Origin of the sequence: Anaerospora hongkongensis (assembly GCF_004339805.1) — a bacterium.
GTDB classification, from domain to species: domain Bacteria; phylum Bacillota; class Negativicutes; order Sporomusales; family DSM-15969; genus Anaerospora; species Anaerospora hongkongensis.
This window is the reverse complement of the sequence record NZ_SLUI01000005.1, coordinates 77486-100402: the sequence shown is the minus strand read 5'-3', so window position 1 is coordinate 100402 and position 22917 is coordinate 77486. Positions and strand designations below refer to the sequence as shown.

At 48.3% G+C, this 22917-nt stretch carries 22 protein-coding genes and 1 other annotated feature; of the genes, 13 read left to right on the top strand and 9 right to left on the bottom strand.

Annotation, left to right across the window (positions count from 1 at the left end):
- The first annotated feature begins 46 nt into the window (after positions 1-46).
- The 7 genes from EV210_RS08575 to EV210_RS08545 all read left to right on the top strand — a co-directional run bounded on the left by EV210_RS08575 (position 47) and on the right by EV210_RS08545 (position 8908).
- Positions 47-1450, top strand: a complete 1404-nt coding sequence (locus EV210_RS08575; protein ID WP_132078563.1) for an amino acid permease — start codon at positions 47-49, stop codon at positions 1448-1450.
- Positions 1451-1585: 135 nt separating this feature from the next.
- Positions 1586-2791, top strand: a complete 1206-nt coding sequence (locus EV210_RS08570) for an MFS transporter (RefSeq protein ID WP_243650484.1) — start codon at positions 1586-1588, stop codon at positions 2789-2791.
- Between the two features lie 55 nt (positions 2792-2846).
- Positions 2847-3752, top strand: a complete 906-nt coding sequence (gene menA, locus EV210_RS08565; RefSeq protein WP_132078560.1) for a 1,4-dihydroxy-2-naphthoate octaprenyltransferase — start codon at positions 2847-2849, stop codon at positions 3750-3752.
- Positions 3752-4375, top strand: a complete 624-nt coding sequence (locus EV210_RS08560) for a CPBP family intramembrane glutamic endopeptidase (RefSeq protein WP_132078557.1) — start codon at positions 3752-3754, stop codon at positions 4373-4375. Before menA ends, EV210_RS08560 begins: the two co-directional genes overlap by 1 nt.
- A gap of 80 nt (positions 4376-4455) precedes the next feature.
- A complete protein-coding gene (locus EV210_RS08555; RefSeq protein WP_132078554.1) occupies positions 4456-5172 on the top strand; it encodes a 2-phosphosulfolactate phosphatase in 717 nt (238 codons plus the stop codon).
- A gap of 265 nt (positions 5173-5437) precedes the next feature.
- A complete protein-coding gene (locus EV210_RS08550; protein ID WP_132078551.1) occupies positions 5438-6541 on the top strand; it encodes an HD-GYP domain-containing protein in 1104 nt (367 codons plus the stop codon).
- 63 nt (positions 6542-6604) lie between these two features.
- The gene (locus EV210_RS08545) at positions 6605-8908 is read left to right on the top strand and encodes a GGDEF domain-containing protein (RefSeq protein WP_165898838.1); all 2304 of its coding nucleotides are present in this window, start codon (positions 6605-6607) and stop codon (positions 8906-8908) included.
- Between the two features lie 4 nt (positions 8909-8912).
- Here the strand turns inward: EV210_RS08545 and EV210_RS08540 are convergent, their stop codons facing one another.
- Entirely contained in the window at positions 8913-10124 is a 1212-nt protein-coding gene (locus EV210_RS08540; RefSeq protein WP_243650483.1) for an MFS transporter, read from the bottom strand.
- A 135-nt stretch (positions 10125-10259) separates the two neighbouring features.
- On the opposite strand from EV210_RS08540, the gene EV210_RS08535 reads away from it, so the two are divergent.
- The 3 genes from EV210_RS08535 to EV210_RS08525 all read left to right on the top strand — a co-directional run bounded on the left by EV210_RS08535 (position 10260) and on the right by EV210_RS08525 (position 12935).
- Complete coding sequence (locus EV210_RS08535; protein WP_132078545.1) at positions 10260-11168, top strand: LysR family transcriptional regulator; 909 nt, start codon at positions 10260-10262, stop codon at positions 11166-11168.
- A 32-nt stretch (positions 11169-11200) separates the two neighbouring features.
- Positions 11201-12271 carry an FUSC family protein gene (locus EV210_RS08530; RefSeq protein ID WP_132078542.1) on the top strand — a complete coding sequence of 357 codons (1071 nt, stop codon included), beginning with the start codon at positions 11201-11203 and terminating at the stop codon, positions 12269-12271.
- Positions 12272-12347: 76 nt separating this feature from the next.
- Positions 12348-12935, top strand: a complete 588-nt coding sequence (locus tag EV210_RS08525; protein ID WP_132078539.1) for a cob(I)yrinic acid a,c-diamide adenosyltransferase — start codon at positions 12348-12350, stop codon at positions 12933-12935.
- Between the two features lie 297 nt (positions 12936-13232).
- On the opposite strand, the gene EV210_RS08520 is transcribed toward EV210_RS08525, so the two are convergent.
- Positions 13233-14645, bottom strand: a complete 1413-nt coding sequence (locus EV210_RS08520) for a sodium:solute symporter family protein (protein WP_132078536.1) — start codon at positions 14643-14645, stop codon at positions 13233-13235.
- A 122-nt stretch (positions 14646-14767) separates the two neighbouring features.
- Positions 14768-14971, bottom strand: a binding site (T-box leader).
- 139 nt (positions 14972-15110) lie between these two features.
- Here EV210_RS08520 and EV210_RS08515 point away from each other — a divergent pair.
- Complete coding sequence (locus EV210_RS08515) at positions 15111-16562, top strand: DEAD/DEAH box helicase (protein ID WP_132078533.1); 1452 nt, start codon at positions 15111-15113, stop codon at positions 16560-16562.
- Positions 16563-16636: 74 nt separating this feature from the next.
- Entirely contained in the window at positions 16637-16951 is a 315-nt protein-coding gene (locus EV210_RS08510; RefSeq protein WP_132078530.1) for a LapA family protein, read from the top strand.
- Here EV210_RS08510 and EV210_RS08505 read toward each other — a convergent pair.
- The 5 genes from EV210_RS08505 to EV210_RS08485 form a co-directional block, all read right to left on the bottom strand.
- Positions 16944-17666 (bottom strand): YetF domain-containing protein, encoded by a 723-nt coding sequence (locus EV210_RS08505; protein ID WP_132078527.1) that lies wholly within the window; start codon positions 17664-17666, stop codon positions 16944-16946. The genes EV210_RS08510 and EV210_RS08505 overlap by 8 nt on opposite strands.
- A gap of 118 nt (positions 17667-17784) precedes the next feature.
- Positions 17785-19020 carry an FAD-dependent oxidoreductase gene (locus EV210_RS08500; RefSeq protein WP_132078524.1) on the bottom strand — a complete coding sequence of 412 codons (1236 nt, stop codon included), beginning with the start codon at positions 19018-19020 and terminating at the stop codon, positions 17785-17787.
- Positions 19021-19028: 8 nt separating this feature from the next.
- The gene (locus tag EV210_RS08495; RefSeq protein WP_132078521.1) at positions 19029-19577 is read right to left on the bottom strand and encodes a YeeE/YedE thiosulfate transporter family protein; all 549 of its coding nucleotides are present in this window, start codon (positions 19575-19577) and stop codon (positions 19029-19031) included.
- Positions 19578-19589: 12 nt separating this feature from the next.
- Positions 19590-19817 (bottom strand): sulfurtransferase TusA family protein, encoded by a 228-nt coding sequence (locus EV210_RS08490; RefSeq protein ID WP_132078518.1) that lies wholly within the window; start codon positions 19815-19817, stop codon positions 19590-19592.
- 28 nt (positions 19818-19845) lie between these two features.
- A complete protein-coding gene (locus EV210_RS08485) occupies positions 19846-20508 on the bottom strand; it encodes a YeeE/YedE thiosulfate transporter family protein (protein WP_132078515.1) in 663 nt (220 codons plus the stop codon).
- A 135-nt stretch (positions 20509-20643) separates the two neighbouring features.
- On the opposite strand from EV210_RS08485, the gene EV210_RS08480 reads away from it, so the two are divergent.
- Positions 20644-21540: a LysR family transcriptional regulator gene (locus EV210_RS08480; RefSeq protein WP_132078512.1), complete on the top strand. Its 897-nt coding sequence runs from the start codon at positions 20644-20646 to the stop codon at positions 21538-21540.
- Between the two features lie 5 nt (positions 21541-21545).
- On the opposite strand, the gene EV210_RS08475 is transcribed toward EV210_RS08480, so the two are convergent.
- Together EV210_RS08475 and EV210_RS08470 are read right to left on the bottom strand one after the other, a co-directional pair.
- Positions 21546-21767, bottom strand: coding sequence for a sulfurtransferase TusA family protein (locus tag EV210_RS08475; RefSeq protein ID WP_132078509.1), 222 nt, complete (start codon positions 21765-21767; stop codon positions 21546-21548).
- A 118-nt stretch (positions 21768-21885) separates the two neighbouring features.
- Positions 21886-22845: an L-lactate dehydrogenase gene (locus EV210_RS08470; protein WP_132078506.1), complete on the bottom strand. Its 960-nt coding sequence runs from the start codon at positions 22843-22845 to the stop codon at positions 21886-21888.
- Positions 22846-22917 lie beyond the last annotated feature (72 nt).

Here is a 22917-nt window from a genome sequence, read left to right as displayed (position 1 = left end):
GCAATTAATAACTGAATTTTCTATTTATTGTTGAGGGGGGAAAGGAATGAGTCTGTTTCGCAAAAAAAGTATAGCCGATCTGGTACGGGGTACAAAGGGTGATGGGCTGCGGAAAACATTAGGGGCTACGGATTTAGTGCTGCTGGGGATTGGCTGCATTATCGGCACCGGTATTTTTGTGCTTACCGGTGTAGCTGCGGCAAAATATGCCGGTCCGGGAATTATGTTATCTTTTGTCTTATCCGGGTTAGCATGTGCCTTTGCTGCTTTAGCCTACTCCGAGTTATCGTCCATGGTTCCGGTGACTGGCAGCGCGTATACGTTTACCTATGTTTCAATGGGAGAGATTGTTGCTTTTGTTGTTGGCTGGGCACTAATTTGTGAATATACCATTGGCTCGGCGGCGGTGGCGGCTGGCTGGTCGGGCTATATGGTCGGCTTACTCAAGTCGGTAGGAATTACGCTGCCACAGGCTTGGACTGCCGTACCCGCTGACGGTGGTATTTTAAATGTGCCTGCCGTGCTCATTACGGCCTTCCTTTCCTACTTATTAATGCTGGGAACCAGAGAAAGTGCAAACTTAAATAAAATACTGGTTGCAATAAAACTGGCCTGTATCGCTATTTTCCTGTTCTTAGCGACTCCTCATATCAATCCGGTAAACTGGCAGCCCTTCCTGCCGTACGGCTGGAGCGGCGTATCTGCTGGTGCCGCTATCGTATTTTTTGCTTATATCGGTTTTGATACTGTTTCAACAGCGGTAGAAGAATGCAAAAACCCGAACAGGGATATTCCGGTCGGTATTGTGGGCTCGCTAATTGTCTGTACGATTTTGTATATTGCAGTTGCCGCGGTTCTGACAGGCGTCGTTCCCTATTCCTCCTTAAATAACAGTGAGCCTGTGGCTTATGCGCTTCGGGCCATTGGCATGAATTTTGGCAGTGCGCTGGTGGCTATTGGAGCTATTTGCGGCATTACGACTGTCCTATTGGTCTTCATGTACGGTCAGACCCGAATCTTTCTTGCTATGGCCCGTGACGGCATGATTCCGCAAAGTCTTGTAAAAATTCATCCAAAATACGGCACACCTCATCTGATAACGATGGTTGCCGGCGGGGTAGTCGCGATATTGAGCGGCTTACTGCCAATTAATATTATTGCAGAACTGTGCAATATGGGAACACTGGTTGCTTTTATATTAGTTGCCGCCGGCGTAGGTGTGCTGCGCAGGACTCAGCCTGATGCCGTCAGGCCCTTCCGGTGTCCGGCCGTCGGTATTGTTGTTCCGATGGCAGTGCTGTTATGTGGTTATCTGATCGCTAATTTGCCGATTGAAACAATGGAGTTTTTCGCGGCTTGGTATGTAATCGGCATGATTGTATATTTCTCTTACAGCCGTAAAAATAGTGCAATGGCGCCGAAATCAACCGACATCTCACAAAAAGGCTAAACGAATATTGCTGGTAAAGGGCCGTTGTCAGTTCATTATGCTGGCAGCGGCCTTTTTCCTTCTTGCCTTCGGCAGGGATGGAAGCAGCGCGAGTCGAAAGGGAATAAAATCGTAGTTTTTTGAGGGGAGTCTTCGGTGTTGAGCTGGCGTAGAAATTTATGGACACTGGCAATTGCGGTAGTGCTGTCGTCTTCGAGTTATACGATGGTGGTGCCTTTTTTGCCGTTATACCTGATTGATCTTGGCGTGCACGCATCAGCTGTACCGATCTGGTCAGGCGTTATTTTTTCTTCCACTTTTTTAGTAGCTGCCGTTATGGCTCCTTATTGGGGGCGCTCAGCAGACCGGGGAGGAAAACGGCGGATGGTGATCAGGGCCGGTTTTAGCCTGGCAATTGTTTATTTTCTCGGAGCACTGGTCAGAGGGCCTGTTGAGCTGCTGATCGTCAGGATTCTGCAGGGCTTCGCCAATGGGTTTCTTCCGGCGGCAATGGCGATTGTTGCCTCCACGAGTCCTCAGCAAAGTATGGGTTTTAGCTTAGGCTTTATGCAAACAGGTGTACTGATTGGCGGGATATTGGGTCCGCTGCTGGGAGGGACATTGTCCCATTTCTTTGGCATGAGGGCATCGTTTGTTATTGCTGCTGCCATTATTGCCGTAGGAACCTTAGGTGTAAAGATGCTCGTAAATGAGCCGGAAAACAGTTGTTCCGCCAGTCAGAGCAGCATTCTTGATGATTTTAAAATGGCAGCAGCCAATCGTAATCTCCTGGAGATGCTCACGCTGCTTTTCATCGTGCAGGCTGTTAGTATGGTACTTCAACCGCTGCTTACGCTGTATATTGCTCAGTTGCAGGGACAGGCGGAAGGTGTTGTTCTCACGGCCGGTCTTGTTTTTAGCCTGGCTGGTATTGCTGGTGCAATTGCAGCTCCATTATGGGGGCGGGCCGGACAGCGAAGCGGTTTTCGCAAGATCATGGTTATTGCTTTTGGCGGAGCAGGAGTATTTAATCTGGGGCAGTATTTTGCTGCCGATATCTATTGGTTTAGCCTGCTGCAGTTTCTGTACGGATTATTTGTCGTCGGAGCCTATCCGTCCATTAATACTATTGCAGTATCCTGCGTTGGTGAGGACTGCCGGGGGCGGATCTTCGGACTTACGACAACAGCCAACCAGCTGGGCTCGATGCTGGGGCCGCTTATTGGCGGTGTGATAAGCTCCTGGGTGGGGATTCAGGCCGTGTTTTTATTTACCGGCAGCATGCTGCTTGTCCTGGGCGGAGTTGTCTTGTTAAACAGTAATGGGCTTAAGAGCCGGTCGGCACAGGAAGCAGTAAAATAAATACTGACAGGTCTGGATAAGCCATAGCCTGCCAGCAAGAAGATGGAGGAATAGTATGTTTGGAATATGGTTTATCGCAATGCGGCCATGGTCGTTTACAGCAGCTTTTATTCCGATTGCTCTTGGATCAGCGCTTGCTTGGTCAGAGGGAACCTTCAGCATAGGACTTTTTCTTTTAACTCTCTTTGGCGGAGTATGCATGCAGGCAGGAACAAACTTAATTAACACATATGGTGACTATATGGCGGGAGTTGATACAATCGAATCAGCCAGAACGTGTCCTCAACTGGTCACAGGAGTGCTAAAGCCTGGCAGCATGAGGCGGGCAGGGCTAGTCGCATTTTCATTAGCCGGAGCGATCGGTTTGCTGCTTTCCTATCTGTGTGGGCCGGAAGTACTGGTGGTGGGTGTTATCGGCTTACTTGGCGGCTATTGTTATACGGCCGGTGCATGGCCATATAAATATCAGGGCCTGGGGCCGTTATTTGTATTTTTCCTTATGGGTCCCCTAATGACCTGGCCGGCTTATTTTATTCAAACGGGACAGTTTACTATGGTTCCAATAGCTGCCTCTATTCCGGTGGGCTTTCTGGTAACCGGTATCATTCACGCCAATGATCTGCGGGATATTATGGAAGACCGCAAAGCGGGTATTAAAACAGTGGCATTGCATCTGGGTTTTGGAAAGAGTATCGTGCTTTATGCTTTCTTGTATGCCGCAGCATATGCTTGTCTTGTTTTATTTATATTTCAGGGCTGGTTACCGGGAACGGCAATTTTACCTCTTCTGCTTATGCCGATGGTGCTGACAGTTCTTAGAAGAGCTTTTGCAGCAAGTAAGGGAGCCTATGAACAATTAAGCAGATTGGAGGCAGATTCAGCGGGACTCCATTTCCAATTTGGCCTGCTGCTAATTACAGGCCTCCTGGCAGCTCCCTATGTTGGCAGGTGGTGGCTGTGATGCCTAAAAATCCTGTTGACAGGCAAGTATATATAACAATCCTGCTTGCATTTGTGTTTTGGTATTTAACCTTTAGCGCTAAATGGTTGAACTTTTGGCTTTCAATGAGTATGGCGGCATTTGTTCTCACTGCTTTATCCGTCTACTTTGCCGGATTTGTAGTAAGGAAGCAGGAAGTGAACGTTAAGAATGTTCTGATCGGTATTGTTTCTGCAGGCATGTTATATGCGATTTATGCTGCGGGCAATTATATGTCTCAACAAATTTTTTATTTTGCCAGACCGGAGATTGCATCTATTTATGATATTCGTCACGAAGGAAATGCACTGATGATAGCAATGGTGCTGCTGTTTATTACCAGCCCGGCTGAAGAGCTGTTCTGGCGGGGCTTCTTGCAGCGGTGGGCGGTGAATAAGTTTGGGCAGGTAACGGGATGGCTGGTTGCGGCTGCTGTTTATGGTGCTGTTCATATTTTATCGGGTAATTTCATGCTGACTATGGCAGCGTGGATTGCCGGCCTGTTTTGGGGATTTTTATACTTAAAAACAGATAGTATTTTTGCTTGTATTATTTCCCATGCTTTATGGACAGTTAGTATTTTTATATTATGGCCGATGATGTAAGAAATAAGAAGGCATAGCCTGTAGCTAAGTAAAAGGCAGCAGCAATTGCTGCGGAGAAAACGATAGAGGTGAAAGCGATAATGAGAATTGATGTGGCGTTACTTCCTGAATCAGGTATCAAAGGTGATGTTTCCGATACGGTTTGCATTGTGCTGGATATTTTTCGGGCAACAAGCAGTATGATAACGGCAATTTCGAATGGCAGCCGCTCAATTATTCCCGTATCGAGCATTGAAGATGCTTATCGTGCGGCTGAACAGCTGGCTGATCCGTTACTCGCAGGTGAACGGCAGTCGATACGAATTGAGGGCTTTCATTTTGGCAATTCTCCTTTTGAGTTTTCCGCGGATAAGGTGCGGGATAAAACCATCGTGATGACTACTACCAATGGAACAATTGCCATTAAAACGGCAGAGCATGCCTTTTTAACTTTACTGGGCTCTTTTATTAATGCCCGCGCTGTCTGTCAGGCAGCTAAGCGTCAGAAACGCGATATTCTCCTTATCTGCGCCGGAACGGACGGGATGTTTTCCCTGGAAGATTCCCTCTGCGCAGGTTTGCTTGTTGATATCATCAATACTGATGGCAGCTATGCTTTAACTGATGCGGCGCTGGGCGTGCATGTCCTGTATAAAGGGGCAGGGGCAGCACTTGGAGAAATCGCCGGCAAGGGCCGGAACGGTAAACGTCTGGCTGATTTAGGCCTGCAAAAAGAAATCGATTATTGCTTACGGGCCGATAGTGTCACTGCTGTTCCTGTTTACCGGGAAGGGAAAATTACCGCCTGCACGCTCTAGCCGGCGAGCTGATTTGCGCCAGGCTGTTATATCCATATTGCACCAGGTCTGAAAAGTTATCTCGCAAAAGGAGTTATAAATTTGACGGCGAAATTCTACTAGGAATATAAATAATAAAATTGGTACATAAGTAGCCTTGGGGATGCTATTCCCGGGCTATTAACCTTATAGTTGAGGAAAAAATGAGTAACATCGTTGCCGTGGGAGTGTCCGACAAGACCATAATGACTACTTGCAAAAAAGGGATGAGGGTGAATAACCTCCCATGGTAAGCAGAAGATATCGAATTCAGGATGTAGAGCCTGGAATGGTTCTTGCCAAACCTGCGATTGATCATCGTAAGAGAGTGGTATTGGCAGAGGGAACTGTATTAACGGAAAAACTAATTGACAGGCTGGAGAACTGGAATATATTCGTAGTGGATATTTTTGGTGATGAAGGGAATCCTCTGCCGGAAGAGCCTGTTTTGCCAACGGCAGCTTTTGCTCAGCCTTCAGAGGAAAAGCTGAAACTGCAGGAACGGTTTTATTCTGCCTATCAGGATGTTGTACTGGATGTACAGACTGCTTTTGAACAAATTCGCTATCTAAAAGTAGTTCCACTGATAAAAGTACGCGAGCTAGCTAATACTTCCATTGCGGAATTGTCACACGCTCCGGGGGCAATTAATTTACTGTATATGCTGCAGGGAATGGATAACCTTACGGCACGGCATTCGTTGAATGTTGCTATTATCGCCGGAGTGCTGGGCCGATGGCTGGGATTTTCTGCGAAATTACTGCAGGATTTAATTTTAGCGGCTCTGCTGCATGATGTGGGCAAGACACAGCTTGCGGAGGAGCTTCTGTATAAAAAAGCAGCTCAATTGACTGCGCCTGAAACGGAACTGATGCGCAAGCATACGATTGAGGGCTATCAGTTGTTGAAGCGTGCGGCCTATCAGCTGCCTTTTCATATTCTTGCCGGTGTACTGCAGCATCACGAAGGTGTCGATGGCAGCGGCTATCCCTTGCAGCTTACAGGTAAAAAAATTCATCTGTTCGCCCGGATTATTGCCGTAGCTGACAGGTATGAAATCATGACTAATAAAAATCGGGATGAAAACCATTTAACCCCCTTTGCGGCCGTAGAAAGCCTGGTCAGGGAAGCTTTCGAAAAGTTGGATGCCGCTGTTGCCAGTGTTTTTCTTACGAATATTCGTGATCAGTTTATTGGTAATTTTGTCAGGCTAAGCGATGGACGGGAAGCGGTGGTTGTTTATCTGGGCCGCTTTATTTCTCAAAGGCCGGTTGTGCAAACGAGCGATGGCCAGTTTATTGATTTAGAAAAAAAACGGGATTTACATATAACGGAAGTCATTGGTGTATAAGCCACTTGGGTCTGAGGCTTTATGCAAGCTGCGCAACTTATTTACAGCGGGAGGACTCATCAGATGGTTAACAATAGATGGGAGTACTGGCTTAGCGGCCGCTCTACGGCAGTGCTATATGGAATGCTGCTTGCATTGCTGACACCGCTTATCTATTATGCGGGACGGGGTGAGACCGGAGGCACAGCCGGAGAGTTGTTACTTTTTGGTCTGTGTGCTTTTGTCATTGGTCTGCAGGCTATGAATTGTTTGTTTGCTGCCACTGCCTATGGCAGAAAGCAGGATAAGCAAACGGTTATTTTGGGCGTTGTGGCAGTATTACTGGCGGGGGCGGCCATTGCAGGTGCATATAACAGCTTTTGGCAAGTGCCGCTGTATCTCTTGGCCTTTGGTGCAATGGCTGCCGCGCTTGTGTGGAGAGAAAAAAAAGTTCTGGTAGCTATACTTACCGGAACTTTTCTTTTGGCAATCGCCTATAGCGGTCTGTCCCTTGTGACGACCCTGGAGCGCATTTGGCTTTGGTCACTGCCGGTTATTTTTTTGACAGTGGCATTGCTGCAGTCGACAAGCTCCGGGCAATATGGCGGCAGGCGGAACAAGTTTTTGCGTATACTGCTGATTAGCGGCTGCAGCAGTATAGCAGCAGTAATGGCCGCAAGCAATGCCGCTGCAGCCACATGGATTGCGGTTCTTAGCTTGGTATACCAGAGTTTGACCGGCATTGTAATTTTTTTTATCCTGAAAGAATGGCTGATACAGTTTCCCGTTCGTGCTCATGCCCGGCTTCACCGCCTGCGGCAAGCTGCACTGGCAAGGCAGAAGGCGCAGTTCGGCTTTGCTGAGCAGGGCTGCAGGCTGGAAAAGACCGCAATGGCGAATATCGGCAGGGCGATAACCGGCAGCGGTAAGCTGACCGGCTTTTTAGAACAGATTGTCAGCGATGCAGAGCGGGTCTTTGGTGCTGATCATGTTTTTGTCAGTCTCCTCGAGGGTCAGCCGCAGTTATTATGGGTCGTTGCCTACAAGAGCAGCATTTTGCCTGTAGAGACTTCGCTGGAAAATAAATTTATGGGGATAAAGTATGCCCAGGGGCAAGTGGTTGACCTGGACGATATCGAAGAATTCCTGCCCCGGCTGCGGCCGGAAATTGCCCGGGCTGGATTAAAGGCTATGATTGGTGTGCCGATTCTCGTAGAAGGAAAACTTGCAGGAACCTTGGAACTGTTCAGTAATCGTCGTGCCGGATTTTCGGAAAACCAAAAGAATTTGGCGAGCTTTTATGCAGAGCAAATTGCTATTGCCGTAAAAATAGACCGGTTGCAGGAAGTTTCGGTAAGAAAGTCTGATGAACTGGCCTTACTGCATGAGGTAATGCGGGTGGTTACCGATCAGCCCTCACCAACGATGCTGCTGGCCAAAATAGGCAGTATGCTGAATGATTTCCTGCGAGCCGATGCATTTGCTGCTTTTGTTGTGCAGCGTCATTTGAATCCGCCGCTGGTGCGGTCAGTGCATGCCCAGGATTTTGCCGCTGAAGATGTCAGACGGTTAGAACAGCTGTTTGCTAAAAGGCAATTGGCAGGCCTTAAACAGGATTCACCGGCTAATGAACATTTTGCAAAACTGTTGCAGCCTGTACTGATGCCGCTGACACTAGTCTCAGGTAAGACGGTAAGTGTTATGCCCCTGTTTTTCCGGCATACGCTGCAGGGAGTTATTGTATTTCTGTGGGATTATGACCGGAAAGCAAACCGGTACTCGCATACTGAGGCGACGCTTGCTACGATTGCTACACAGGTAGCAATGGGACTGGACCGGGATTATTTATACGGCAGCATTCAAAAGATTGGCTTAACCGACAATCTGACGGGAATCGCTAACCGCCGTTTTTTTGACTATACACTGAAGCGGGAATTACTCAGGGTCAGGCGCTATGGACGTCCGCTCAGCCTACTGATGATTGATATTGATTTCTTTAAAAAAATTAATGACCAATATGGTCATCCGGCAGGAGATGCTGTTTTGCAGGAGATGGGCAAGCTGCTGCAAGGCTTGTTTCGCAAGACTGATTTGCCAGCCCGCTACGGTGGCGAGGAATTTGCCGTGGTTTTACCGGAAACCCCGGCTGTTGCCGCTCAGGCCTTGGCAGAAAAGCTAAGGGAACAGGCGGAAAAAAAGATATTCGCTCCCCAAGGCGAGCGAATATCTTTAACTATCAGTATAGGAGCAGCCACTGTGGAAGCCGGCATTCAAAGCCAGAATCTGACGGAAGAAGAACTAATTCTGGCGGCAGATCAGGCCTTGTACCGGGCTAAGCATACCGGCCGCAACCGGGTAGAGACCTGGCAATGGGACGCTGAGCACTAAGGTCTTAGCTGCGCGAGGGACAGGAAACCGGCCGCCACAGCCATTTTGCTGCCAGCAGAGTCAGTATCACGGCTGTTCCAGTATAAACCGCATATGGGCCCCAGAGATCATTGAGGGCATAACCAAGCATTGGTCCTAAGGCGGCCCCGACATCAATCGCAAAAGAGTAAGCGGTCATAAATGTTTTTTGCGAAAAGCAGAAGGCAACATCACAGGCAATTGCGTCAATGACGGTAGTGAGTATGGTGGCAGTAAGCAGGATAAAAAGGATCAGCAGCAGCCACAGCTCCAGTGTCAGTGGCAGGGGCAGGAGGGCAAACGCGGCGGCGGCTGACACTAATGTTGCGGTCAGCAGCGTTTTGCGGCCGTATTTACCGTCGGACAGTTTCCCGAACCAAGGGGCCAGCCAGGGCTCCCAGCTCCAGCGCAGTGCCTGAACCACTCCCGCAAGGGAAGCTGCTCCGACGGAGACTCCAAAGAGCAGGATGGTTGAAGAATTGTGAACCTGTATTAAATAGCTTAATGTGGATGCGAAGACCCCCTGATAAATCATAGCGATCACCATGCCGGTCAAAAGCGTCCAGAGAATATCCGGACTAATCAGGGACGAGAGGGGAGTACCGGACGACTTAGGCTGTTCATGTTTTGTGGATGCAGGGATGAAGCGAATGGCAAATGGAATTGCCAGGAAGGTCAGGGCACCGAAAAAAATGGCAGTCAGCTCCAGCCCGCAGCGATCGGCTAATAAGCCACCCAGCAGCATGCCGCCCAGGCTTCCCAGGCGGTAAAGCCCATTGTACAGTCCCATATAATGTCCCCGGTTTGCATCGCCGGCGACATCCAAAATAGTGAAATAGGCTCCTAAACGCAGGAATGTCCAGGAAAGGCCCCAGACACAGCGCAGGATCAGCCAAAATAGAAAGCCTTGTGCATAGCCATAGGCAAGGGTTGTAGCCGTCGCCAGCAAGGCTGCAAATAAGATACCATTGCGGCTGCTCATTCGTTCATAGAGCCAGCCGACGAGCGGATTTAACGGCAGCCTGACAAGGCGGTTAGCAGACAGCAGAATGCCTACTTCCCACAGCGATGCCAAGCCTGCTTCCTGCCAGTGGATGGGCAGGACGACATACAGCATCGAGTCTCCCAGCAGGCAGGCGGCAGTGAGTAACGAAATAAGAATGACAGGCTTTTGGCCGGAAGTGGTGTGGTTTATCAACTAGCAAGCCTCCTTTGTTGCAGGTGGATGTTAACTGTCCGCGAGACATACGTTTATTTTAAATATAGAAAGGCCGCTTGTAAAACAAATTAATTGAGTATATTATATAGAAAAAATCTTTATTAGTGAGGCAGTATGTACAGTGCAGGAATCGAAGCCTTCTTGGCGATTGTGCAAACTCAAAATTTGAATAAAGCGGCTGAATTGCTGCATTTGACCCAGGCTACGGTGAGTTATCGCTTAAAAACACTCGAAGCAGATATGGGAGCAGTGCTGGTTGAACGGGGTAAGGGAATACAGCGGGTGACGCTGACGCCCTTTGGAGAAAGTTTTGTAGCAATAGCGGAAAGGTGGGACGCTTTAAAGCGGGATACGGAGAAGCTGCAGGCCAGTGGGCCACAGCTCAGTCTGGCTGTTGGCGGATCTAACAGTTTAAACACCTATGTGCTGCCACCGCTGTACCGGGCTCTTATGCGGCATAGTCCCGCTATCCGGCTTACTTTCCGGACGCAGCACTCGGTTGAGCTGTGGAATGCGCTGGAGCGGCGTGAAGTTGATGTGGCCTTTGTGAAAATGGAGCGATCGGTTCCGAATATTAGCGTTGAGCCCTTTTTTCTCGATGAATCGGTTTTGATTCGCAGGGCAGTACCGGAAAATGATGCTTTGAGGACTATTCATCCCACCGAACTGAGCACGGAGAATGAGATCTATTGGAATTGGGGGCCTTCCTTTCAGCTTTGGCATGATCGCTGGTGGGACCCGCTGCGTTCCTCTCATGCGGTAGTGGATGTTGCCGGCCTGATTTTTTCCCTTATGGAAGATGACAAACAATGGTCGGTAGTTCCTAAATCGGTTGCCGATTCTTTTGTCCGTTCAGGCCAGTTTACTATCCAGCCGCTGCTTGATCTGCCACCGGCCCGGATTTGCTATAAGCTGACTCACAAATATCCCAAACCCTCAACGGTGAGGGGCTTGGAGTGCCTGGAGCAATATATAAATTTGATTTTTCCCCAAAAGAGCTGCCCAGTTTGTCAAAATTGTTGATTTTAATAAGGTTTTAACGAGAGGGAACTTGCATGATGAAAATCAGCTTAGAATCCCTGCACCGGATAGGACTAACTTTACAAGTCGTTAAAAGTAGTTTGGCTGCAGGGATTGCATGGATGTTGGCATCTTTATTACCTCACAGTCCCTATCCTGTCTTTGCTCCGCTAGCTGCAATTCTGATTATGCAGGTTACAATTGCTGATTCAATTGAGAAGGCTGTTTACCGTATCTTGGGTGTTGTTGGTGGAGTCAGCGTGGGAGTCCTGGCAGGCAAGTTCTTTAGTGTCGGAACAATTTCCGTGGCCCTTGTTGTTTTAGTTGGTATGGCAATATCAACTGCATTGCGGTTACATGCACAGGTTATAACCCAGGTGGGTGTAAGTGCACTGCTGGTACTGGATTATGGACGTATGCAGGGCTATGCTGCGGATCGTATCGGTGAAACCGTGATAGGCGCTATTGTTGCAGTAGTCATTAATATCCTTATTTATCCGCCAAAATCAAGTCCTGCATACCGGGAGCGGATTAGAGAATTAGCCAAGGAACTGGCTGCTGTTCTGCAACAGATGACTGTATATAACGAAAAGCAAAATGTAGCGCAAGGACTTTACAATGCGCGAGAAATGGTTGGCGTGATAGAAAAAGATCACCAGGGATTAACTGCTTCGGCCCGCAATCTACGCTTTACTCCTTTCTGGCGGCAAGAGCGTCAGGCTATGGAAGAGCTTGCTTTGCTAATCAAAGATTTGGAGAGGATGGCAACCCAGGTTCGGGGCATCGCCCGGGGATTACTGGATTTGCAAGCCGTACCGGAAGTACATGCTGATTTTTCAAAGGTGCTGCAAGCAACTGCAAAATGTATTGACCTTTTTGGAGAAGCGAGTTGTTATCCTTCCGGTGAGAACATTCAGCGGCTGAAGGAATTTGTTGCTGAGACGCAGTACATTCAGTCGCAGAGTTTTTTTGAGATTCATCAGTCGTCACCCTTAGCTGCTTTGCGGGAAATAGGGGGTATTTTTACAGACTTAAGACGGATATTGGATGAAATCGAAAGCAGTGTTTTACGGGTGGATGCTACGACATCCGGAAGCATTGATTAGGGGGAAAGCGGCAAATGAAGGGGTCCGCCGGCCGCTGCGGTGAAGACTGTAAATTTAGTTTTCAGGAGGTTTTAGTATGGCTGATAAAGGTTATGTACAAGTATACACCGGCAATGGTAAAGGAAAAACAACAGCAGCTATTGGGCTGGCGATCCGGGCTTTGGGAGCCGGGAAGCGTGTCCTGCTGCTGCAATTTATGAAGTCCAAAGTATATAGTGAGCACAATATTTTACCGCAGATTTCCCCTGATTTGCATTTGGAGACGCTGGGAAAACCGTTCTTTGTAGCCAAAGAAGGCTCCTTAACGGCAGAGGAACTGGCCAAATGGGGATCTGAAGTGGTAGTATTTCCACCCGGTAAACCACCAGCTGATTATGTTACAGTGGCTGTTCAGGGAATTGCGCGGGCAAAAGAGGCTGTCAGCAATGGCAAGTATGATTTGGTAATCCTCGACGAGATCAATGTAGCAATGTTTTTTGAACTGGTAAGCTGGCAGCAGGTGGAGGACGTTATTAATAGCAAACTGGAAAACGTTGAGCTTGTCCTGACTGGCCGCGGGGCATCACCCGATCTCATTGAGCGGGCAGACCTGGTGACGGAAATGAGAGAAATCAAGCATTATTATCAGCAGGGAGTAGCGGCGCGGCTGGGGATTGAAAACTAACCGCTCAAATAATAAAACAGGTGGAAATTCCACCTGTTTTATTATTTCTTCTTTATTTGTTTTGCGGCTTGTTTGTTTGCATAGAATTGGGTGCTTTTTGCAGCACTCTTTTGATTCTTATAGCTGCTTTTATCCGAAATTTTCCCCATGTTGATCACTCCTCTATGTATCAGTATATCCCGGTGATTAACCAGTAATCAGGTAATTTGTTGTAAAAGTCGGTCTAAATTATACTAACCTACGCTTATAAAAAAAGCAAGTACATGGCAGGATCGCCTGCATGTACTTGCGATAGCGTTATTGTTCGGCGGCTGCTGATTTCGGTGAGGCTATGGGAGCGCTGTCTAAAACATAAGTTAACAGAAATGCTCCCAGGCAGGCAAGCCATTCGAGATAAATAACATGGGGGAAAATTCGGATGGCGGGGAAGGTCTGCCACAGGATCAGGACAGCTAAGCCGGTTACAATGGTGTAGAAGGCGGCGTTTTTCTTGCACAAGGCTGGCGCGAAGAGAGTGAACAGGACAATTGTGCTAAAAGCAGCCGTGAGACTGAGGCCAATCATGAGTGTGTTGATAATACCGCTGATGGTCATAGCAAATAATAAGGTGAGCAGTCCTAAGATCAGTACTGAGCCTTTGGTAACAGCCAGGAAGTTCTTCTCACTTACGTTGGGATTGATGAATTTTTTATAAATATCCTGGGAGAAGAGCGTTGCCGAACTGAGCAGCAGGCTGCAGGCGGTGGAGACGTCGGCTGCCCATAAAGCCGCCAAAGTAATGCCTGCTAATATGGGATTGAGAGACATAATGGTCATTGGCAGGGCCAGGGCAGGACTTACATCCGGGAACATGGTCTTGGCAATAACACCCAGCAGGGCACTGACAAAGCCAATCGGCAGCATCATCAGTCCGCCGATAATGAAGCCGCGCCGGGCGGTTTGCACATCCTTGGCGCCCAGTGAAATTTGAATAATGCTTTGCAGGGACAGGTTTACTGTTACCAGTACCAGAATCCAGCTGAAGATACCAACAATGCCAACACCGTCAAAAAAGCTGAGATAGGGTACATTTTGCGGCAGAAGGGTGCTGATATTGCTTATGCCGCCGGCATGACGTACACTGAAGATGGTTGCCAGGATAATGCCGATATATTTCAAGGTGACATTTAAAATGTTGCATAAGCTGGCCGACCACATACCGCCAATGGTCGTAATGCCGATAAATACTGCGGCACTGGTTAGTACGCCGGAAGTGAAGGTGAAGACTTCCGGTACCAATGCGCAAAGAATGCTGCCGCCGGCAATATACTGCAGGGACATTACCACCAGCTGAATCACGATTTGACAGGAAACCCCGGCAATCATTCCTTTTTTATCATAATAACGTCCTAGCAGTTCGGGAATGGTTGTTATATTCAGTTCCCGGTATTTTCTTGCAACCAGCATACCCATGGCAATGGCTCCTAAGCCCCAGGCGGTTGTATACCAGCCTGCAGAAAGCCCGACTTTGTATGCCTGTTCGGCAACGCCAATCGTAGATGCTCCCCCCACGGCTAAACCAACAATGGAGACGGTGATCAATGGCGTTGTAAGCTGACGGCCGGCAAGAACGTAATTAGCTGCACTGCCTGCAGACCGGCGCTGGGCAAAATAACTAATGACAAACAGCGAAGCGATATAAATACATACAATAACGAATGGAATACTCATACAAGAACCTCCTGCTTAATAATTTTTAAAAAGAAAAAATCGCCCCTCTAAAAAAGAGGGACGATAGTTACCGTGGTACCACCCAATTAAACCTTAGTGTTAAATAAAAAAAGTGATACCGCATGAGGGGCGAAGCCGCGGTACCACCCTGTATTTAATCCTAAGATTACTCTAAATCTGTAACGTAGATATACGGCCAGGCCTACTAAAGGGTTCAGCCCGCAGTTCAGGAAGGAACTTCATCATGCAACTTCAACCGGTTTACACCAACCACCGGCTCTCTGAATGAAAACTGCATCATTACTTTTTTCCGTCATTACCGATACAATATTTAGCTTGTAACGTGATTATAGCGGATCAAACACACGGTTGTCAACAGTATATGCACAAAAGGTTTCAAAGTTTCTTTTAAATTAGGTCATAAAATGTAATATTGTAATATGTAAGTAAAGAGAGGTCTAACATATGACTGATAGCAAAAACGGCATAGATAATTTTACGGAAGAGATCAGAAAAGCCTTAAGCGGCCTGGAATTCGAAGCGCTTACTGCTGTGCAGCAAGAGGTGATACCCCTGGTACTTGCGCAAAAGGATGTAATAGTAACAGCACAGACCGGCAGCGGCAAAACGGCTGCTTTTGGCATACCTGTTTGTGAGAAAATTGCCGTCGAGCAAAAAAATCCGCAAGTATTGGTGCTTGCTCCTACCCGGGAACTGGCAGTGCAGATTAAACAGGATATGGCCAATATCGGCAGGTTTAAGAAAATCCGCTGTGCTGCTGTTTTTGGCAGATATTCGATGGAGGCGCAGAAAAGAGAACTGGCGCAGCGAGTTCACGTGCTTGTCGGCACGCCGGGGCGGACACTTGACCATATCAATAAAGCAAATATAAAATTGGATGAAATTCGCTATCTGGTGATCGATGAAGCGGACAAGCTGCTGGAAATGGGCTTTATTGAGCAGGTGGAAGCTATTATTAACCTGCTGCCAGCAGCCAGAACAACGCTGTTATTTTCGGCAACGATGCCGGAGCGCATTGCAGTGATCTGCAGCAAGTACATGCAGCAGCCCGTGAGGGTAGAAGTTGCCCCTGCGCAGCCTCAAGACCAGAGAATCCGGCAATCTTATTGCGAAGTGGCAGAACAAGAGAAATTAGAACTGCTGCATAAGCTGCTATTTACGATTCAGCCCAACAACGCCCTGCTGTTCTGCAATACCCGGGAAAAAGCAGATGCTGTTGCCCAAAGCCTGCAAAAGGCTCTTCTCCGCTGCGAAAGCATTCATGGCGGACTGGAACAGCGGGAGCGTCTGCAAACAATGGAACGCTTCAAACGGGGTGAAATCCGGTTGTTAGCAGCTACAGATGTGGCGGCAAGAGGCGTACATGTTGATGAGCTGGAGCTTGTAGTTAATATCGATTTTCCTTTAGACAAAGAAACCTATGTACATCGTATTGGCCGGGCCGGCAGAAACGGCAATGAGGGTATGGCAATCACTTTTTGTTCAGCGCAGGACTCTCCAGCCTTAGCGGCCTTAGAGGACTATCTCGGCTACAATATCGTTCGCCGGGATGTGCCTGCAGCAGCGGAAGCTGCTGCAGGCAAGGCCGTTTATGCAGCCAGCGGCAGTCTTAGGCATGAGGCCAAATCCGCTAGCAGCGGACAGTTGAACAATGGGATTACCAGAATCCGTATTAGTGCCGGGAAAAAGAAGAAAATGCGGGCAGGTGATATTGTGGGAGCCGTCAGTCAGATTGCGGGGATTAGCGCTGCCGACATTGGGATAATTGACATTCAGGAGACCTGCTCATATGTGGAAATCCATTCAGAGAAGGGGAACCTGGTCCTGGCAGCACTGCCTTCTACCAAAATTAAAGGAAAAATCTATAGCAGTAAGCAAGTGCCCTGCTGTAAGTAGGGAATTTAAATTCTATCGCGAAATATACAAAAAAATGGCAGTATTATTAAGAAGCTAGTAAGGAGGGGTTCGAAATGGCATATGTGCTGCTTATTCTTGCTATTGGGTTTGCCTTTCTCATTGCTTTATTTGCTGTGCAGAACAGTACCATGGTAAGTGTCAATTTGTTTACAATGAGCCTGGAGGCTTCGCTGGTGCTTGTTATTCTTGGCGCGGCGGCATTAGGTTTTTTATCTGCGCTAATGCTGCAGCTGTATGTTCAGGTTAAGCTGAAATACCAGCTGTATAAGGCTCACTCCCGGATACGTCAGCTGGAGGAAGAGCTTGCCGGAAAGCGGGAGCCGGCTGTTCCCCAGACGGCTAAAGAGGATGCTGCTCCAATCAGTTAAGTTTTTTATCAGTGCCGGATTTTTCGGCCTTTTTATCGACATACAATGTGCCTTCCGGTGTAATCATGGCGAGGGCTACATCCTGATAACTGCTAATTCCTTGGGCACTAAGCTGCTCTTGCAGCCAGTTGGCCGTCAGTCCGGTTTTGACCAGCCCCTGCTCCATCAGTTTGCCGTCAATGATTAACTCATTGCCGACGCAAAGGCTGTTCATGACCGGATTTTGCTGCAGCTCTAGATCCTTGACGGTGGGCGTTTGAAATGCCTGCTTTTTGAGAACGCTCAGCTCACCATCTGACTCTATCAGGGCCAGTTCAACTTGCGCAGGATCAAAAACTTCCTGCTCGCGCAGCATTTCCAGGAGATCGTTAATATTATAAAAACGCTTTTGCAGGTTTTTCTCCAGAATTTTTCCTTTGTGGATGACTAACAGCGGCTCTGACTCAAGCAGTTTGCGGGCAGGAATAAATTTCATGGATAGGAAGTTGATGGAAAGCACCCAAAGTGTTGCTACCAGCAGCCCGATCAGGCCGCTGCGCAAACTGAATTCTGCCTCCGTAATAACGGAGGCTCCAAATTGCCCCAATATAAGGCCCATGACAAAATCATAAAATGTCAGCTCAGATAGTGTTCTTCTGCCTAATACACGGCAGATGACGAGAAGGACAAATAATATAAATACCGTGCGAATGGCAATGGACAGGTCTTCTAACATAGTGGATCACACTCCGCCATTGATGTGTTTTAGTATTTGCAGTGTAATGAGACCTATGCCGTCACTAAAAAAGATCGAATCTCTCTCCGTTCGGTTAGAGAATCGATCTTTTTTTATTTCAGCAGGGCAAAAACTCTTTTTCAATGGCAGCCGCCAGTTCTTCCGTACAAGCAGTCAGGCGGCAGCATATGGCCTGATCTTTAATCAAAGCGAAGGCCGGTGCCTGATGAATGCCGAGTTTTTCTGCCATTTTAGCTGACTTATACATATCGATCGTGACAACTCTAAAGGTGTCACCATATTTTTCCTTAAGCTGCTCAACTTCGGTCATCAATGTCCGGCAATCGGAATCAGTTGGGTTCCAGCAATAAACAAGAGTCGGTTTGCCGGAAGTAAGCAGCTGCTGTTCCAGATACGCTGCTTCAGCTAAAAAGCGCTCGGCAGCCACACCGCCGACAGCACCGTCTCCCACCGCGGTCGCTACCTGGCGCAGTACTTTGTCGCGGACATCGCCAATGGCGAAAACCCCTTCGAGGTTGGTTTCCATCTGATCATTCGTCAGGATGTAGCCCCGTGAAGTCATATTTAGCTGCCCCTTGAACAAATCGGTATCCGGTAAGTAGCCGATAAACAGGAAGCAGCCATCTACGTCCACCGTCTCCAGTTCACCTGTTTTTATGTTTTTCAGGACGACTTGGTTCAGCCGTTCTTCGCCTTTAAATTCCTGTACCATGGTATTCCAGATGAACTCTAATTTTGGCGTGGAAAAAGCCTGTTCCTTAGCCACTTCATTGGCATCCAGAATACCGGTGTCATGAATGACGGACACCTGAACCTTTTTGGCAAACTTCGTTAGGAAAATAGCTTCTTCGATAGCCGCATCGCCGCTGCCGATGACCAGAACGGTTTTATCTGTATAGAAGGCGGCGTCACAAGTGGCACAGAAGGAAATGCCTTTATCAAAGAGAAACCGCTCTTCGCCTGCAGCGCCTGTTAAGCGGGGTTTGCCGCCGCTGGCAATGATCACAGCTTTGGCGGTATAATCGGTGCGAAAGGTACTGATTTTTTTATCCCGCCCCTCAAGAGAAACGGACTTGGCAGCTGTTAATTTCATAGCCACGCCAAACCGTTTTGCCTGGCGCTCAAACCGCTTCATCAGCTCGGTACCGGTAATCGGTTCAGGAAAACCCGGGAAGTTTTCAATTTCGCTGGTATACGTGGCTAATCCCCCCGGCAGGGCCTTTTCAAACAAGACTGTTTTCAGCCGTGCCCGACCGCAGTACAGTGCTGCCGTCAGTCCGGCGGCGCCGCCGCCGATAATTGCCACATCATACCTTTCCTGATGTTTTGTCATCACTTCACCTACATAAAGTATTTTACTAACAGTCTGCTGCCGATAAAGGCGCCTAATAGGATGAAGATCCCGAATACCCAGCCATGAAGGGACATGGAGGCAATTGCACTGAAATAGGCACCAATATTGCAGCCGAAGGCGAGGCGGGCGCCATAGCCCATCAACAGCCCGCCAAGCAGGGCACCTACAACCTGCCTGCCTGCCTTAATTTTTTTGATCTTAAATTGGGAGGCGGCAGCAGCCGATAAAAAGGAACCCACAATGAGTCCCAGATTAATAATTGACCCGCCATGCGCCCAGAAACCGCCTTTTAATGCCGCCATCATGGATGGCTGGAGCGTAAAAAAAGACCAGGTTTCCGGATGTCCGCCAAAGAGTTGATAAATCCAGGCACCCCAGAATACAAATGCGGTAGTTACACCCCAGGGAGAGGCCATATAAATGAAGATGATAATATTCAAAAGGCCTAATAACACTGCCCCCAGCCAATAGGGCCAGGCATCAATTAACACCGTCTTTTTCAATGTCTCCAGTTCCTGAACTGCCCGTGCCGTCATATACCCGGCCTCCTATGCATTTTTTTCAATATAGATATCCCAAACGCCGTCATCCACTTCTTCTACTTCCACATTGTGGCCCTCTTTACGGGCCCACTCGGGGATGTTTTTTAGCGCGCAGCTGTGATCAATGCTGACGATCATGACATCGCCCCGCTTTAGATCAGGCCATTTTTTTTGACATTTCAGTAAGGGAATCGGGCAAGCTTCACCTAATGCATCAATTGTAAATTCAGCCATGTTTATTCCTCCAGTAACCTAATGTTTTTTATGCTTTGCGGTATTCGTACCAGGTGGCAAACACATAGATGGCTCCGAGCAGTGCCAGCTGTCCGAAGAAAGCACCGGCCCAGCCGAATGTTTCCGGCAGGTAGATTTTGGGGGCGGCTTTAAAGAAGTTATCCGTCCACCAGCCAAAGTGAATAGCGCCGAGGGCGGACCCCAGGATAAAGGTTGTCAGGGACAGCCACTGCATAGCAAAGCCTTCGCCCATACGCATCAGCGTGCCGGAGGCGCAGCCGCCGGAAATGACCATGCCGATGCCAAAGATGATGGCACCAAGCGCGGTATGGATGCCTACAGGCTGAACACCGCCAATAACGGGACCGCCTTTTAAGAGGGTAGTAAACTGCAGCGCGGCAAAGCCTAAGCTAGCCACAGCAAAGGCAATCATGGTGGCCCGTGTTAACGAGGTACTGCCTGTCAGAATGGGGTCTCGCAGCGAGGCGGTAAAGCAAAAACGGGATTTTTGGAGAACGATTCCGAGGCCAATACCCAGAAACCAAATAATGCTGAGCAGGGTTTTACTCTGGGACAGATGGATTGCTACGGCGATAACCACGAGGAGTGCGGCTCCGGTATAGCCGAGCTGACTTTTCTTTTTGGTAGTGATTTGCGGACGCTTTCTGATGATGGTTTGTGTTTCCGACACAGTGGCGACCCTCCTTTATGTATGTGAAGTTTTTCACTTCTACCTACTGCTATTGTACTACTTTCTGGAAAAACTGTGAAATTTCTGATTTTTATGATAGTATAAGGTTAAGTTATACGTAGTGGGGTGAGAAGTTTGAATTTGCGGCTGCTGCAGGCGTTTATTGCAATTGCCGATGCCGGTTCTTTCTCAAAAGCTGCTGAACGCCTTTTCCTGTCGCAACCTGCTTTGAGCCAGAATGTAAAGCAGCTGGAAGCTCATTTTAAAACCAGCCTCATACACCGTGATGCCCGAAAATTTCAGCTGACTAAGGCCGGAGCTGCTTTATACCGGCATGCTTTGCAGGTAACGGCAGCTGCAGCAGCGATGGAAGAGGAGATGCAAAGTCTCCAGTCGGATTGTGAGCAGATGGTTTCAGTCGGCGCTACCAGTGTTATTGGGGGCTATGCAGTTCCCTGCAGTATTTTTATTTTCAAGCAAAAGTACCCTGAGGCCGCGATTAAATTAAAGCTGGGCAATCGGCGGCAGATTTTGGAGGAGCTGCGGTCCGATCTCATCGATATTGGCATTGTTGAGGGCGCTCAGCCTGATGCGGCTTTTCAGGCCGATGAAATTCATGCAGAGGAAATGCTGGTCGTTGCTCCTAACCAAAAGCCCTGGCAGAAGCCGCAGCTCAGTATAAAGGAGCTGCTGACGGCACCGCTGATTATGCGGGAAGAAGGATCGGCAACGCGCTGGGCGGTTGAACAGGTCTTCCGGCAGGCGGGAATTGACTTTGGCCGGCTAAATATTGTGTTGGAACTGAACAGTGTTGATTCCATTAAGGCCGCGGTGGAAGCAGGCCATGGAATCTCCATTCTGCCGCGGATTGCAGTAAAAAAAGAGCTTTATAATAAAGCTCTTTGCTCGCTGCAAATCGAGTCACTTACAATCCGGCAGCATATCTATGTCGTTTATAAAAGCAAGGCACATCGCCCTGTTACGGCAAGATTTATTAAGCTAATGAAGTCAGCGGCAAATGGGTTCTGTTAGACCGGTTATTTACGAATGGTAATCTGCCAAATGCCGTTATCTACTTCCTCTACTTCCATCGAATACCGTTTACGGCGCATTTCCGCCTGGATCACAGAGACGGTGCAGCTATGATCGGTCAGCAGCGTAATATAATCTCCCGGCAGCAGTTGCTGTAAGGCAGCCTGAACCTTCAGGTTGGGGATCGGACAGAAATCTCCCAGGGCATCAATAAAATGCTCAGCCACTTTATTAGCCTCCTTTTGCCTGTTACCGCTCATATTCGCGAGAGATTTTTGATAACCTGCCGTCAGGCGGCACAAAACAACAGCCCAGTCAAAATTGACGGGGCTGTGTTGTTTTATTTTATTTCAGACCGACAGATTGCAGTACGTTTGTCAGGTTTGCGGCGCTTTGCTTCAGTTTGGCTATTTCTTCGCTGTGAAGGGGAACTGCCAGTCTGGTTTCAACGCCTGCTCTGCCGATGCGGCAGGGCAGACTTAATGATACGCCGCTGATGCCATATTCTCCCTCCAAAGTTGTTGATACGGGGAATATGCTGTGTTCATCGTAAAAAACAGCCCGGGCAATCCGGCAGGCTACCATGGCGATGCCGTAATTTGTGCAGCCTTTATTGTTGAGAACATCATAGGCAACGTTAATGACAGAAGGGCCGACGCTGGCGCGGTCAAGCGGTTTTTCCGGCGTAAAGTAATCTTCAAACTGGTCGCTGGGAATACCGGCAATGCTGATCAAGCTCCAGGCAGGGAATGCGGAGTTGCCATGTTCACCGAGCATAAAGCCTTGGACATCCTGGGGATTAACTTTATAGTAGGAGCCGAGCAACTGCTTGAGCCGCGCTGTTTCTAAGGAAGTACCTGTACCGAAGAGCTTATTCTTCGGGTAGTCGAAGCAGTTGGCGGCACAGTAGGTGGTGATGTCAAGCGGGTTGGTGATCATGATGATAATCGCTTCTCTGGTATATTGGGTAATGGAAGTCATAACCTCTTTCATCACCTGTACGTTTTTCCCCGCCAGAGATAAGCGATCTCCCGGCTCACCGGGCAGAATGCTTGGTCCTGCGGCAATAATGATAACATCGGCATCCCGGCATTCCTCGTAACCGCCGGCATGAACATCGATGTTGGGACTGAGGCTGAACGGCGCGCCATGCAGGGAGTCAAGCGCTTCGCCCAACGCTTTATTTTCTTTGATATCAATGACGGCAATTTCTGCAGCAAGGTTTAAGGACAAGGCCGTATTCAACACTGCTGAACCGACATTGCCAACACCGACAATGGCTAATTTTGTTTTGGTAGTACTCATATTTCTCCTCCAATCCTGTAATGGGTTACATTTGTATTTAACGATAGGACGTGTGTTGTTCTAATTTTGTTA

Coding starts and splice junctions, on each gene's coding strand:
- EV210_RS08575 (WP_132078563.1), top strand. CDS start 47: ATGAGTCTGTTTCGCAAAAAAAGTATAGCCGATCTGGTACGGGGTACA.
- menA (WP_132078560.1), top strand. CDS start 2,847: ATGTTTGGAATATGGTTTATCGCAATGCGGCCATGGTCGTTTACAGCA.
- EV210_RS08560 (WP_132078557.1), top strand. CDS start 3,752: ATGCCTAAAAATCCTGTTGACAGGCAAGTATATATAACAATCCTGCTT.
- EV210_RS08555 (WP_132078554.1), top strand. CDS start 4,456: ATGAGAATTGATGTGGCGTTACTTCCTGAATCAGGTATCAAAGGTGAT.
- EV210_RS08550 (WP_132078551.1), top strand. CDS start 5,438: ATGGTAAGCAGAAGATATCGAATTCAGGATGTAGAGCCTGGAATGGTT.
- EV210_RS08545 (WP_165898838.1), top strand. CDS start 6,605: ATGGTTAACAATAGATGGGAGTACTGGCTTAGCGGCCGCTCTACGGCA.
- EV210_RS08535 (WP_132078545.1), top strand. CDS start 10,260: ATGTACAGTGCAGGAATCGAAGCCTTCTTGGCGATTGTGCAAACTCAA.
- EV210_RS08530 (WP_132078542.1), top strand. CDS start 11,201: ATGATGAAAATCAGCTTAGAATCCCTGCACCGGATAGGACTAACTTTA.
- EV210_RS08525 (WP_132078539.1), top strand. CDS start 12,348: ATGGCTGATAAAGGTTATGTACAAGTATACACCGGCAATGGTAAAGGA.
- EV210_RS08520 (WP_132078536.1), bottom strand. CDS start 14,645: ATGAGTATTCCATTCGTTATTGTATGTATTTATATCGCTTCGCTGTTT.
- EV210_RS08515 (WP_132078533.1), top strand. CDS start 15,111: ATGACTGATAGCAAAAACGGCATAGATAATTTTACGGAAGAGATCAGA.
- EV210_RS08510 (WP_132078530.1), top strand. CDS start 16,637: ATGGCATATGTGCTGCTTATTCTTGCTATTGGGTTTGCCTTTCTCATT.
- EV210_RS08505 (WP_132078527.1), bottom strand. CDS start 17,666: ATGTTAGAAGACCTGTCCATTGCCATTCGCACGGTATTTATATTATTT.
- EV210_RS08500 (WP_132078524.1), bottom strand. CDS start 19,020: ATGACAAAACATCAGGAAAGGTATGATGTGGCAATTATCGGCGGCGGC.
- EV210_RS08495 (WP_132078521.1), bottom strand. CDS start 19,577: ATGACGGCACGGGCAGTTCAGGAACTGGAGACATTGAAAAAGACGGTG.
- EV210_RS08490 (WP_132078518.1), bottom strand. CDS start 19,817: ATGGCTGAATTTACAATTGATGCATTAGGTGAAGCTTGCCCGATTCCC.
- EV210_RS08470 (WP_132078506.1), bottom strand. CDS start 22,845: ATGAGTACTACCAAAACAAAATTAGCCATTGTCGGTGTTGGCAATGTC.